The sequence below is a fragment of the Streptomyces sp. NBC_00178 genome (assembly GCF_036206005.1).
GTDB lineage: Bacteria > Actinomycetota > Actinomycetes > Streptomycetales > Streptomycetaceae > Streptomyces.
Genome location: NZ_CP108143.1, coordinates 6,658,216 through 6,671,068 on the forward strand (window position 1 = coordinate 6,658,216; position 12,853 = coordinate 6,671,068).

Here is a 12,853-nt window from a genome sequence, read left to right on the forward strand (position 1 = left end):
GTCCGAACCGGGAGTCGTGCCGATGACGAAGCGCATCCGACCGAGTGCGGCGATCGTGGTCGCAGGTCTGCTCGCCACCGCGACGGCCTGCTCCGGGCCGCCCGCGTCACCCCCCGGCTTCGCCGGTCGTCATCCCGCCGCCGCCCACGGCGCGAACGTCGCCGAGGGCACGGGAGCGGACGGCGGGCGGGCCTTCACGCTGGTCGCCGCCGGCGGCATCCTGCCGGACACCCCGCTGATCGACCGGGCGGCGCAGGACGCCGGGGGAGCGGGCTTCGACTTCCGTCCCATGCTGAAGGGAGTGGCGCCGACCGTCTCCCAGGCGGATCTGGCCATCTGCCACATGGAGACGGCGTACGGACAACAGGGCGGCCCCTACACCGGCGCACCCTCCTTCAGGTCGCCGCCCGAGGTCGCCACGGCACTGCGCGCCACCGGTTTCGACTCCTGCTCCACCGCGTCCGACCACAGCCTGGACGACGGCGCCCGGGGCATCCGGCGGACACTCGACGCCCTTGACGGGGCAGGCATCGCCCATGCCGGAACGGCCCGTTCGGCAGCGGAGGCGTCCCGTCCCGCACTGCTCAGGGCGGGCAAGGGCAAGGACGCGGCGCGAGTCGCCCACCTCGCCTACACGAACGGTGCCCCGGGTGCCGGGAAGCCGACGGGGCGGCCGTGGGAGGTCGCTCCGATCGACGGCCCGCGCATCGTCGCGGACGCGAGGAAGGCCCGCGAGGCCGGCGCGGACGTGGTGGTCGTCTCCCTCCACTGGGGCACCGAGGGTCAGGACGCACCCGACGACGCCCAGCGCACCCTCGGCCGCCGGCTGACGTCCTCCGCCACCGGCGACCGCCCCGACATCGACCTGATCCTCGGCACCACCCACGTCCCGCAGGCGTACGAGAAGGTCAACGGCACCTGGATCGCCTACGGCAGCGGCAACCAGATCGCCGGCGCCGCGGTGGGTCACGACGGGGTACCGGACCCGCGCGCCGGGGAGGGGGCCATGGGCCGCTTCACCTTCGCCCCGCCGGCCGGACCCGGGAAGCGCTGGACCGTGAGGAAGGCCGAATTCCTGCCGCAGTGGTTCGACCCGGCGGCCGGCCGGGCCGTCCGCCTCTCCCCGGCGACGGCCGAGGCGGGCCCGGGGCGCGGTGACCTGAACCGGATCCACGACCGCATCAGCCGTGTGGTGCTCAGCCGCGGCGCCGCCCAGGACGGACTCGTCGAGGGACGCTGACCGGGCGGCCGAAGCGGGCCCCGCCCGTCGCAGGAGCCGCTACGGCACCACGGTGACCGGCCAGAGCCCCGCCTTCACCAGGCGCACGGCGACGGAACCGACGAAGCGGTGCCCGGCGGACTCCGACGCACCCACCACCACGGCGTCCGCCTTCAGCTCGTCGGCCGCCGTCACGAGGCCGTTGTACGGATCACCCCGGAAGGTGTGGAACTCCCAGCGGACGTTCCATATGTCCTTGAGCCGCTCGGTCGCGCTTCTGATCTCGTGCACCAGCCCTTCCGCGACCTCCCCGGTGGCGTCGGCGACCGGTGCGCCCAGGGCGGCGCCGGCCGCCATCACCGGCTGCACGTAGACCAGGGCGAGCAGCGCGTTCTGCCGGCGTGCCAGACCCGCCGCGTACGCCGCCGCGCGCATCGAGGACTCGGAACCGTCGAGGCCCGCGACGATCACCTTGGGGCCGTCCGTGCCGCGTTCGAAGCGGTCTTCCTGCTGCTCTTCCACGGCCACGAGGTTAGCCGCTGCCCCCACGCGCGCCGCCGCCGCCTCCAGCCGAGGGGCACGCCCGCCCGGGCCACCGCGTGTGCACTGCATCCATCGGGTGCAAAACGTGACATCCCCGGTGTCGGCGCGTGGCACGGGCGTAACTCCGTGCGAGCAGTTGTTCATGAAGCATGATCAGATTCCAGCCGACCGCCGCACCCTGCTGCGCCTCGCCCTCGCGCTGGGCGCCACCGCGGCCGTGCACATGATCGCGGCGGATCCGGCGGGCACCCCGGTGCGTCCGGGCGGCGAGCCGGCGCCGGCCCCTGCGGCGGGACCCCAGGCGAGCGCCCCGGCGGCGCCGGGGGCGTACCGTCTGCGGCCCATGACCGCGAGCACCCCGGCCCGTTTCCAGCCCGCTCCGCCGCCCGTCCGCACCCGGCCGTTCGAGGAACTGCCCGAACTGGGGCACGACGCCATGGTCCTCAGCTTCGACGACGGCCCCGACCCGCGGTACACCCCGGACATCCTTGCGGTCCTGCGCCGCTACGACGTCCGCGCCATGTTCTTCGTGTGCGGGGAGATGGCGGCCGACAACCGTGATCTGCTCCGCGAGATGGCCGACGACGGCCACGTGGTCGGCAACCACTCCTGGTCGCACCCGCTGATCACGAAGCTCCCCAGGGCCGGCATCCGCAAGGAGCTGGGCAGCACGAGCGAGGTGATCGAGAGGACACTCGGCGCGGCACCGCTCTGGTACCGGGCCCCGTACGGCGCCTGGAACCGCAACTCCTTCGAGATCGGCGCCTCGATGGGCATGGAGCCGATGGCGTGGACGGTCGACACCCTGGACTGGACCGAGCCCGGTACCGACACCATCGTGCGCCGGGTCAAGAAGGGTGCGGCGCCCGGTGTCGTGATCCTCTCGCACGACGCGGGCGGCAACCGCTCCCAGAGCGTGGCGGCCCTGCGGCGGTACCTGCCCGCGCTCATCGAGAAGGGCTACCGGCCGACGGTTCCGCGGCGCGTCTGAACGCGGGGGAGGTCCGGTGCCGGAGGTGTACCGCGTCTGCGCCGGCCTCCCGGGTCCCAGGCCGGAGACGCGAGTGTCCGCCCCGTTCCCCGGGGCTCGCGGGGTACGGGACGGACGCGGGGCCCCGGCGGGCCAGCGGCCGTCGACGGGGCCGGGAGCCGGAACCCTCAGCGCGTCTCGACGAGCCGGGCGAAGACCACCACGTTGCCGTCGTAGCCGTCGGCCTTGGTGTAGCCCCCGCCGCACGTGATGACGCGCAGCTCGGCGTAGCCGGTGTCGCCGTACACCCGGGGGCCCGGGAAGTCGTTCTTGGCGAACACCTCGACGCCGTAGATCTCGAACACCGCGGTGCGGTCGTCGTAGCGGGACACCTCGATGTGCTGGCCCTTGCTGAGTGATCCGAGCCCGTAGAAGACGGCGGGCCCCGCCAGGTTGTCCACGTGGCCGACGAGGACGGAGGTTCCGCGCTGGCCGGGCGCGATGCCGTTCTGGTACCAGCCGGCGAGGTTGGGGTCCTGGGCGGGCGGTGCCTCGATCCAGCCGGCGGGGTCCAGATTGACGTCCACGATGGGGGCGTCGACCTGGATCGAGGGGATCTGTACGCGCTGGGCCGGTGCGTAGGCCAGGGGCTGCACCGGCTCGCCTCCGGCCGGGGCGGACGGCGGCGTGTCCCGCGGGCCGGCCACCGAGGCCGCGGCGGCGGGCTGCGGCGGTCCGGGTGAGGTCTCCGCGCCGTTGCGCATCAGTGCGAGCCCGGTGAGCATCACCAGGGCGATCGCGCCCCACGGTGTGTACCTGATCCGCTCGCCGCCCCACTGGTCCCGGCCCATGGTTCTCCCTTCGTCGCGACATCGCCACGCTAGGCGGGGGCATCCGGGGCGGCTATCGGAGAGGCGCGAACGGGTGGGGCCGGCTGCGTCGTCTTCTCATCGGAGTAATGAGCGGATAAAAGTTCTGACGGTCCGTGACCTGCGCGTCCGTCAGATCCAGGCAGGGGTGCGCGGCGTGTCGGTACCCGAGGTGGAGCAGTGCCGAAGTGCGCGCCTTGCGCTATGTGGTGAGGGTTCGTCATGGGATGCGTTCTCTTCGACAGATCCCGGAGAATCAGGACTCCGGGGCACGCTTCCCGCTGGAGGTTCAACGATGCGTGCTTCACGCGCTCTCGCGGTGACCGCGACCGCCTTCGCGGCGGTCGGGCTGGCCGCCCCGCTGGCCGCCGCCGGCGGCGGCCCTGGCAGCAACCCGAACAACTTCCCGACCAACGTCACCGTCAACCCGTCCTCGGTCCACCAGGGCGCCACGATGCAGGTGAGCGCGGAGGGCTGCGGCCGGTCCGGCGGCAGGGTGTGGTCGAACGCCTTTCCGACGGTGAACCTCTCCCCGGGCCGCGTCGGTTACGCCACGGCGCGCATTCGCAACGACGCGACACCGGGGCAGTACAGCCTGTCGGTTCGGTGCAACAACAGCGACAACAACTTCGGCGGCAACGGCGGGAACGGTGGGAACGGCGGGAACGGCGGCAACGGGGGTGACGGCGGCAACGGCAACGACCGCGGAAACGACCGTGGCAACGGCAACGGCAACGGCAACGGCAGCGACCGTGGCGACCGGGGCAACGAGTTCGGTAACCGCGGTGACCAGAACGACTCGGTCGCCACGGCCCGCTTCACCGTGCTCCCGTCCCGGGGCGCGCAGGGCGGCCTCGGCGGCTCCATGGGTCCCAGCTCGGTCGAGATGCAGGTGGGCGGCGGACTCGTCGCCGCGGCAGCCCTGGGTGGTGCCGTCTTCGTCGTACGCCGCCGGATGAGCAATGCGGCGATCTGACGCGTCGAACCTCCTGCCCGGCCCGATACGCCCGTCGCCCCGAGTCCTGGACCAGGACCCGGGGCGACTGTCGTGTGTTCGTTCGAACGAGGCGCCGTGCCGTCAGTGCTGACGGCCGGTGCGCCGCCTGCGCAGGACGTAGACCGCGCCGGCCGCTGCCGCCGCCACCAGGGCCGACCCGGCGGCGATCTCCGTGGGGTCCATGGTGTCGACGCTGCCACCGAGGCCGCCCAGGACTCCGGCGGGAGACGCGGTGGAGCTGGTGGTGGGCGTGGTCGTGGGGGTGGTCGAGCCCGAAATCGTCAGATTCGCCGACCGGGTGGTCGTCCCGCAGCGGAAGGTCACCTCGTAGACGGCACCTCTCCTGGCCTCCCGGTCGACCATGGCGGTCGCCGACCTGCCCCGCGGGATGGTCGTCGTGTCGAACACACCCGAGAACGCGGTCGCGTCGCTGGTGCAGCCCATGGCACCGAGGGTGACCGAGCCTCCCGGCGCGACCGTCGACGGGGTGATGGTCGGAGTGAACGAGGTGGATGTGCCGCCGGTGAGCGAATGGGCCGACGCGGCAGGTGTCATCGACAGGAAGGCGGCGGCGCCCAGCAGGGCGACGGGTGCGACACGTATCGCGCGCATGGTGAAATCCTCCGGGTCCCGAGGGGCAGCCGCGGAACGGGTTTCCGCGAGGTATGAGAAATGCACCTCGATTCCCGAAACGGTAGAAGCGCCGCATATCACCCGCGATCGGGGTCAGGCGAATGGGGCAGCCATGTCCCCCGGCCGGCGGACCGGGCCGGGGGAGCGGTGGGGTCCGGTGCGTGGCTATCCGCCCGTGGCGTGCGGGAACAGGTCGACGAACGGGGCCGTCGTCGCGGAGATGCCCCGGCCGAAGGGGGCGTCGAAGTCCCAGATCAGGAAGAGCAGGAAGGCAATGAGGACGCTGAAGAGGCCGGCCAGGAGGAGTTCGCGGAACGTTCTGCGGATCTGCAGCGTGAAGATCAGCCCGACCGTGACCAGAGCTCCCGTGATCAGGCCGAACCAGACGACCCCCGGCATGGTCGCGCCCGCGTTCTGCCCCCGTGATCCCCGGGCGTCGTCGACGGCGGCGACCTGGTCCACCAGTGGCTGGTAGGCCTGCCCCTCGTGGTCGTTGCGGGGTTTGTACTCGGTGACGTCGGCGCGCACCCGGTCGAGGAGCCTGGTGCCTTCCTCGGTGAGCGCCCCGTGGTCCGTCATGTACCTCCATTCGTCACCCACGACATGCGCGACATAGGCGTCGACGTCGCTGCGGATGCGGTCGCGGACCTCCACCGGGTAGACGGCGGAGCGGGCGCTGACCTCGTGCAGGGCCTGTGCCTCGAGGCGTACGGATTCCTGGGCGGCGCTGCGGCCCTCCCAGACGCCGGCGATGGCGAGGCCGAGCACGATCGCGTAGACGACGCCGATCATCATCGTCATGTACTCGATGACGTCGGGTGTCTCGGAGGGGTCGTCGTCCTCCGCGAGCCGGCGATTGCTGAGGACTGCGATGGTCAGGACGACGGCGCACGCCGACGCCATGGCAATGGTCAGAACAAGCCATTCCGACATGGGATCCCTTCCTGGGTCAGCGGGAGGAGCGGGGGCGCAGCACGGCCACGGCGAACACGGCCGGCGCGGTGATCAGAAGGGTGAGAGACACCAGTGACGGTCCGGACCGCGGTGTCTTGCGGGGTGGCTTGCGGTAGGCCGGCAGCGCCACCGGTGCGGGTGGGGCGGGGCGTGCGCTGGGTGGCGGCGGCGGTGCGGGCTCCGGCTTCGGCGGGGGCGGCGGTGGTGGTGCGGGCGGAGGGGGAGGTTCGGGCGCGGGCGGTGCTGGTGGAGGAGGCGGAGGGGGCGGGGGAGGCGGAGGTGGTGGAGGCGGGGGCGGAGGCGGTGGTGGAGGTGGAGGCGGGGGCGGAGGCGGTGGTGGAGGTGGAGGCGGGGGCGGTGGGGGAGGCGGCGGTTCGGGTTCCGGTTCGGGCTCGCCGATGACCGCCGTGCACCGCCCCTCACCCGAGACGGCGATGGACGATCCGTCCTCCCCCTGCCCGATGGAGGCCACCGCGCAGTCGTCACCGAAGGCGGGCGGCGGGACGGCGAGCAGCACGAGCAGGGTGGTCGCTGTCAGCCGCCATATGCGTGATCCGTACACGCCGGGGAGCATGTTCCCCGCAGCCGCCGGACACGCGGCCGACCGAGGTGATTCCCCTGATGGTGGGGACATCCGGGGATTCGTGTTTGGACCCGGCAGAAGTTTCTCGGCGATGAATTGAACATCTGGACCCCGGCCGCCCGTACCTAGGGCCACGAAAGGCGCGGACTCGCGTCCCGGACGGCAGAAGGACAACGGGAGTCGACATGAATACCTGGCGGAACGCCTCTCTCGCGGTGACCGCGGCGGCCCTCCTGGCGCTGACGACGGCGTGCGGTCAGGAGCAGGGACCCGCGTCACCCAACGGCCAGCCGGTGGGCAACGCGGCCGCCCAGGCGCCGGCCGACAGCGGTTACGGCTCGGACGGCGGCTACGGATCCGACGTGGGGGCGGACAGCGCGCCCAAGGAGGCAGGCCAACTCGCGGTGTGGGACAGCAAGAAGCTCGGCGAGGTGCTGACCGACAGCGAGGGCTTCACGCTCTACCGGTTCGACAAGGACACGGCCGAACCGCCCAAGTCGAACTGCGAGGGGGACTGCGCGAAGACGTGGCCGGTGGTGTCGGCGGGCAACGCCACGGCCGCCGCGGGGACCGATGCCGACCTCATCGGAGAGGTGACGCGTGCCGACGGCACCAAGCAGCTCACGGTCGGCGGCTGGCCGATGTACCGCTACGCCAAGGACACCGGCCCCGGTGAGACCAACGGCCAGGGCGTCGGCGGCACGTGGTTCGTCTCGGCTCCCGACGGAAAGAAGGCGGTGGCGAACGCCGACGGAGCGGATGCCGCCGAGCCGGCCGACCTCGCGGGACTTTCGGTCCGGAAGGACCCGAAACTCGGAGACATCGTGGTGGACAAGCGCGGTATGACGGTTTACCGCTTCAAGAAGGACTCGGCGTGGCCGATGAAGTCGGCCTGCACGGGTGAGTGCCTCAAGAAATGGCCGGTTGTCGCTCCCGTGTCGAAGAACGACGTCGACGGAGTCACGACGAAGGGATTCGTCACCTTCAACCGGCCCGACGGGATCAAGCAGCAGTCGATCGACTGCTGGCCGGTGTACACCTTCTCCGGCGACGCGAAGCCCGGGGACACCAACGGCCAAGGTGTCGGGGGCACATGGTACGCCGTCTCGCCCGAGGCGAAGCTCGTGGGAGCCCCGAAGTAGCCGTCGGGAGACCCTGCGGTACCGGTCCGTCGCCGCATGCGTACACACGGCGACGGACCTGCCCCACATGCCTGCGGTGTGTGACCAATAACGGATCTCTAATTTCCGTTTCCACTCGCTCTCCTGGCGGTCGATCAGTAGCCTCTGGTCAACACTGACCATGAACATGGCCGGATCGCCGTGGCGACTTGTTGGAGACATCGATGGAGCGTCCCGCCTGGGCACCGCAGGGCATTGACATCTCGGTGCCGAGCGTGTCTCGCATGTACGACTTCTATCTGGGCGGTTCGCACAATTTCGAGGTGGACAGGGAAGCGGCCCGCAAGGCCATGGAGTTCATGCCGGGTCTGCCCAAGGTCATGCAGGCGAATCGCGCGTTCATGCGCCGGGCGGTGCAGTACGCCACCGCTTCGGGTGTCAATCAGTTCCTCGACATAGGCTCCGGTATCCCGACCTTCGGCAATGTGCACGAGGTCGCCCAGGCCAGCGACCCGGAATCACGGATCGTCTACGTCGACCACGACCCGGTCGCGGTCGCACACAGCCAGGCGGTCCTGGAGGGCAACGACCGGGCGGTCGTCGTCGCGGCCGATCTCCGCTCGCCGAAGGAGATCCTGGAGAACCCGGAGATCAACGCCCTCCTCGATCTCGACAAGCCGGTGGCTCTGCTGCTGGTCGCGGTCCTCCACTTCATCGAGGACGCCGACGACCCCTACGGCGCGGTCGCGGAGCTGAGCGCGGCACTGGTCCCCGGCAGCCTGCTCGTCCTGACACACGCCTCGTACGAGGGCATCCCGCTCTCCCAGGAGGAGGCCGGCGGGACGGTCGGCGTCTACCGCACCATCCGCAGCCCCCTGGTCATGCGGACCCGCGCCGAGGGCAGCCGCTTCTTCGACGGGTACGAGATGGTCGAGCCCGGCCTGGTCTCCATGCCCGACTGGCGCCCCGAGTCCCCCGGGTCCCGCGCCCAGGAGGACCCCTTCGCCTTCTCGGGCTTCGCCGGGGTTGGACGCAAGGCGTGAGCATTCCCGCCCAGTCGTCCGGCGCGCCGGACGCGGAACCCGACGGCCCCGAAGGCCGCCTCAGAAGATTCGCCACCATCTGGAGCAGGGCGATCTTCCCCTCCACGGCGACCTCCCTGACCCGGCCGGAGTTCGAGGAGCACCTGCTGCCGCTGGCCCGGGAGCTCGACCGGGCCCTGCACGCACGCGCCTTCGACGCCACGCCGGCACACGGTGTGGGGGCGTCGCTGGTCGCCGCGCACTGCACGGACCCCGACGCGCTGAGTTCCACGCTCGGCGTCGTCGACTCCTACCTCGTGCTCTACTGCGGCGGCAACGGTCCCGTCGAGCTGTCGACGGAGGACAGCCGGGCCCGCTGCGCCCGCATCCAGCACGCCCTCGCCGGCGGCTTCAGCCAGGCACTGCGCGAGCGCACGCTCGCCGAGCAGGAGGCGATCGCCCGCTCGGCCCTCACCGCCCGCTCGCAGGCCGAACAGGCCCTGCACGCCACCGAGGCGCGCTTCCGCGCGGTCTTCAAGGACGCCGCCATAGGGATCGGCATCGCCGACCTCGACGGCAACATCCTGGAGATCAACGACACCCTCACCAAGATGTTCGGCGGCCTGGAGAACCACGTCCGCAGCCACAAGGTGAACGAGTGGGTCCACCCCGAGGACTCGCCGCACGTCTGGAAGTACTACGACGAACTCGTACGCGGCGAGCGCGAGCACTACAGCGTCGAGAAGCCCTACTACCGCAACGACGGCACGGTGCTGTGGACCAACCTCACCGTGTCCCTGCTGCGGGACGCCGAGGGCCGGCCCGAGTACCAGCTCGCCCTGATGGAGGACACGACCGAGCGGCGGCTGCTCAACCTCCGCCTGCGCTACGAGGCCACGCACGACGCGCTCACCGGGCTCCCCAACCGGACGCTGTTCTTCGAGCGTCTGGAGAAGGCGCTGGCGCCGAGGGAAGGCATGCGCTTCGGGCTCTGCTACCTCGACCTGGACGGCTTCAAGGCGATCAACGACAGTCTGGGCCACGCCGCCGGTGACCGGCTCCTGGTCGAGGTCGCCGACCGGCTGCAGAGCTGCGCGACCGCCCCCGGGGAGATGGTGGCCCGGCTCGGCGGCGACGAGTTCGTCGCCCTCACCACCGGGCCGCGCACCCAGGACGAGGTCCACGAGCTCGCGGGCCGCATCCTCTCGGCCCTCGCCACACCGGTCCGCCTCGACGGCAGGGAACTGACCGTACGGGGATCCATCGGCGTGGTCGAGGGCCCGTCGGGCGAACGCAGCGCGGCCGAGGTGCTGCGGAGCGCCGACATCACGATGTACCGGGCCAAGGCGGCGGGCGGGAACCGCTTCGCGCTCGCCGACGCCGAGTCGGACGCCCGGGCCATCACCCGGCACGGGCTCACCACGGCTCTGCCGGCGGCGCTCGACCGCGGCGAGTTCTTCATCGAGTACCAGCCGCTGGTGCACCTCGGTGACGGAAGCGTGCACGGCGCGGAGGCACTGGTCCGCTGGTGCCACCCCCAGCACGGGGTGCTCGGCCCGGACCGGTTCATCCCGCTCGCCGAGCACACCGGGCTGATCGTGCCCCTCGGCCGCTGGGTCCTGGAGGAGTCCGTACGTCAGGCGAACTTCTGGCAGGAACGTCACACCGACGGCGGCCCCCTGCGGATCAACGTCAACCTCTCACCGACACAGCTGCACCACCCCCGGCTGGTCGCCGAGACCGTGGACGTCCTGGAGCGATCGGGCCTGGAGCCGGGGGCCCTCTGCCTGGAGGTCACCGAGTCCGCGCTGATCGGCGCCGACGACGATCTGCTCAAGCCGCTGCGCCAACTGGCCGAGATGGGCGTCGACATCGCCCTGGACGACTTCGGCACCGGCTACTCGAACCTGGCGAACCTGCGCCGTCTGCCGGTGAGCGTGCTGAAGCTGGACCGTTCCTTCACCCAGGGCATGCAGCACCACCCCGCAGACCCGGTCGACCTGAAGATCGTCGAGGGCATCGTCTCGCTCGCGCACAGCCTGGACCTCGCCGTCACGGTCGAGGGGGTCGAGACCCGGGCCCAGGCGGACCAGCTGCGACAGCTGGGCTGCGACACCGCCCAGGGGTGGTACTACGCGCGTCCGGGCGCCCCGGACGCGATCCACGCGCTCCTGCTGGCCGACGCGGTCTGACGGGTCCCTCCCTCAGCCGCCGGCCGGGTCCGGCCCGCCGGCGGCCGCGGGCGCGACGGGCGGCTCCGACCCCAGCAGCATCCGCTGCAGCTCGCGGGCCGCACGCGGCGGCTCGACGTCGCTGCGGTGCGCGAGGGCGATCGTGCGCCGCAGCGACGGGGTGGCCAGCGGTGTCGTACGCAGGTCGTGGCCTGCCCGGACGGCGACCATGCGGGGCACCACCGCAATGCCGAGGCCTGCCCGGACGAAGCCCAGGACCGCGTCCATCTCGCCGCCCTCGACCGTGAACGTGGGCTCGAAACCCTCCGCGCGGCAGGCGGCGACCGTCAGCTCGCGGAGGTCGTAGCCGTGCCGGAACATCACCAGCGGTTCGTTCTCGAGGTCGGCGACCGTCACCGAGCCCTTGCGCCCCGGTGCCGGGCGGGAGGCCGACGACACCACCACGAGGTCCTCGTGCAGCAGCTCCACCGTGGTCAGTGCCGGTGAACCGGCGGGAAGCGGCAGGACGAGCAGGGCGAGGTCCAGGGCGCCGCGTGCGAGTTGCCGCACCAGGTCGTGGGAGCCCCCCTCCTCGATCAGCAACTGGATTCCGGGGTGCTCGGCGTGGAAGGCGCGGAGCACGTCCGGCAGCAGGCCCGTGCAGACGCTGGGGGTGGCGCCGAGCCTGATCCGGCCCCGGCGCAGCTGCACGAGTTCCTGCACCTCGTGCCGCGCGGTGTCCGCGTCCGCGAGGATCCTGCGGGCCAGTGGCAGCAGGGCCTCGCCGGCGTCGGTGAGCGCGATGTTCCCCCTGGCCCGGCTGAAGAGTTCCGCGCCCAGCTCGTTCTCCAGGGCCTTGATCTGCTGCGAGAGCGAGGGCTGCGACACGTGCACGTCCTCGGCGGCCCGGGTGAAGTGCCTGGCCTCGGCCACCGCGACGAAATAGGCGAGCTGCTGGAAGTGCATGAGGACGACCCTAGACGACTCCATAGGTAATGCCTATGGATATGACTGTTCTCATGACTTGGACTGATGGTGCCCTTCGGATCTAGCGTCGTGCCCATGGCATTGGCAACGCGGGCGGACCGACGGCCGTCCATGACGCGTACGCTCTGGGACTCGACCGTCGGCAAGAAGACGATCATGGCTGTGAGTGGCCTGATCATGCTCGGCTATCTGGTCGTCCACATGCTGGGCAACCTGAAGATCTTCTTCGGATCCGACGAGTTCAACCACTACGCGCACTGGCTCAGGACCATCGGCGAGCCCTTCCTGCACTACGAGTGGGCGCTCTGGATCATCCGGGTCGTGCTCGTCGCGGCCGTCGTGATGCACGCCGTCTCCGCGTACCAGCTGAGCCGCCGCGACCTCCGGGCCCGCCCGACCGCGTACGTGCACAAGAAGGCGCGGGCGAGCTATGCCACGCGCACCATGCGCTACGGCGGCGTCATCCTCGCGCTCTTCATCGTCTGGCACATCCTCGACCTGACGACCGGCACGGTGCACACCGGCGGATTCCAGCACGGCCACCCGTACCAGAACGTGATCGACACCTTCTCGACCTGGTGGGGCAACGTCGTCTACATCGTCGCCGTGACCGCCCTCGGCCTGCACGTCCAGCACGGATTCTGGAGTGCGGCACAGACCCTCGGGGTGGGCAACGCGACCAGGGACCGCGTCCTGAAGACCCTCTCCAATGCCCTCGCAGTGGTGCTGACGGCCGGTTTCGTCTCCGTGCCCGTCGCCGTGATGACCGGAGTGGTGAGCTGAC

General features: G+C 71.2%; 13 protein-coding genes. 8 read left to right on the top strand and 5 right to left on the bottom strand.

Annotated features, from left to right (window positions below):
• Window positions 1–22: 22 nt before the first annotated feature.
• Window positions 23–1,240, top strand: a complete 1,218-nt coding sequence (locus tag OHT61_RS29135) for a CapA family protein (RefSeq protein WP_329042285.1) — start codon at window positions 23–25, stop codon at window positions 1,238–1,240.
• Window positions 1,241–1,279: 39 nt separating this feature from the next.
• Here OHT61_RS29135 and OHT61_RS29140 read toward each other — a convergent pair whose 3' ends face one another.
• Window positions 1,280–1,741 (bottom strand): universal stress protein, encoded by a 462-nt coding sequence (locus OHT61_RS29140; protein ID WP_329042286.1) that lies wholly within the window; start codon window positions 1,739–1,741, stop codon window positions 1,280–1,282.
• A 163-nt stretch (window positions 1,742–1,904) separates the two neighbouring features.
• Between OHT61_RS29140 and OHT61_RS29145 the strand changes: the two genes are divergently transcribed.
• The gene (locus OHT61_RS29145; RefSeq protein ID WP_329042287.1) at window positions 1,905–2,753 is read left to right on the top strand and encodes a polysaccharide deacetylase family protein; all 849 of its coding nucleotides are present in this window, start codon (window positions 1,905–1,907) and stop codon (window positions 2,751–2,753) included.
• 167 nt (window positions 2,754–2,920) lie between these two features.
• On the opposite strand, the gene OHT61_RS29150 is transcribed toward OHT61_RS29145, so the two are convergent.
• A complete protein-coding gene (locus tag OHT61_RS29150; RefSeq protein WP_329042288.1) occupies window positions 2,921–3,583 on the bottom strand; it encodes a class F sortase in 663 nt (220 codons plus the stop codon).
• A 337-nt stretch (window positions 3,584–3,920) separates the two neighbouring features.
• On the opposite strand from OHT61_RS29150, the gene OHT61_RS29155 reads away from it, so the two are divergent.
• Complete coding sequence (locus OHT61_RS29155; protein ID WP_443049638.1) at window positions 3,921–4,577, top strand: hypothetical protein; 657 nt, start codon at window positions 3,921–3,923, stop codon at window positions 4,575–4,577.
• A gap of 102 nt (window positions 4,578–4,679) precedes the next feature.
• Here OHT61_RS29155 and OHT61_RS29160 read toward each other — a convergent pair whose 3' ends face one another.
• Window positions 4,680–5,210 (bottom strand): hypothetical protein, encoded by a 531-nt coding sequence (locus OHT61_RS29160; protein WP_329042290.1) that lies wholly within the window; start codon window positions 5,208–5,210, stop codon window positions 4,680–4,682.
• Window positions 5,211–5,396: 186 nt separating this feature from the next.
• Entirely contained in the window at window positions 5,397–6,164 is a 768-nt protein-coding gene (locus OHT61_RS29165) for a bestrophin-like domain (protein ID WP_329042291.1), read from the bottom strand.
• Window positions 6,165–6,335: 171 nt separating this feature from the next.
• Between OHT61_RS29165 and OHT61_RS29170 the strand changes: the two genes are divergently transcribed.
• The 4 genes from OHT61_RS29170 to OHT61_RS29185 all read left to right on the top strand — a co-directional run bounded on the left by OHT61_RS29170 (window position 6,336) and on the right by OHT61_RS29185 (window position 11,103).
• The gene (locus OHT61_RS29170; protein WP_329042292.1) at window positions 6,336–6,587 is read left to right on the top strand and encodes a hypothetical protein; all 252 of its coding nucleotides are present in this window, start codon (window positions 6,336–6,338) and stop codon (window positions 6,585–6,587) included.
• A 366-nt stretch (window positions 6,588–6,953) separates the two neighbouring features.
• Entirely contained in the window at window positions 6,954–7,910 is a 957-nt protein-coding gene (locus OHT61_RS29175; protein ID WP_329042293.1) for an SCO0930 family lipoprotein, read from the top strand.
• 203 nt (window positions 7,911–8,113) lie between these two features.
• Entirely contained in the window at window positions 8,114–8,932 is an 819-nt protein-coding gene (locus OHT61_RS29180; RefSeq protein ID WP_329042295.1) for an SAM-dependent methyltransferase, read from the top strand.
• A complete protein-coding gene (locus OHT61_RS29185) occupies window positions 8,929–11,103 on the top strand; it encodes a putative bifunctional diguanylate cyclase/phosphodiesterase (protein ID WP_329042297.1) in 2,175 nt (724 codons plus the stop codon). Before OHT61_RS29180 ends, OHT61_RS29185 begins: the two co-directional genes overlap by 4 nt.
• 12 nt (window positions 11,104–11,115) lie before the next feature.
• Here OHT61_RS29185 and OHT61_RS29190 read toward each other — a convergent pair whose 3' ends face one another.
• Window positions 11,116–12,048 carry a LysR family transcriptional regulator gene (locus OHT61_RS29190; protein WP_329043427.1) on the bottom strand — a complete coding sequence of 311 codons (933 nt, stop codon included), beginning with the start codon at window positions 12,046–12,048 and terminating at the stop codon, window positions 11,116–11,118.
• Between the two features lie 96 nt (window positions 12,049–12,144).
• Here OHT61_RS29190 and OHT61_RS29195 point away from each other — a divergent pair, with 96 nt between their 5' ends.
• Entirely contained in the window at window positions 12,145–12,852 is a 708-nt protein-coding gene (locus OHT61_RS29195) for a succinate dehydrogenase cytochrome b subunit (RefSeq protein ID WP_329042298.1), read from the top strand.
• The last annotated feature ends 1 nt before the right edge of the window (window position 12,853 follow it).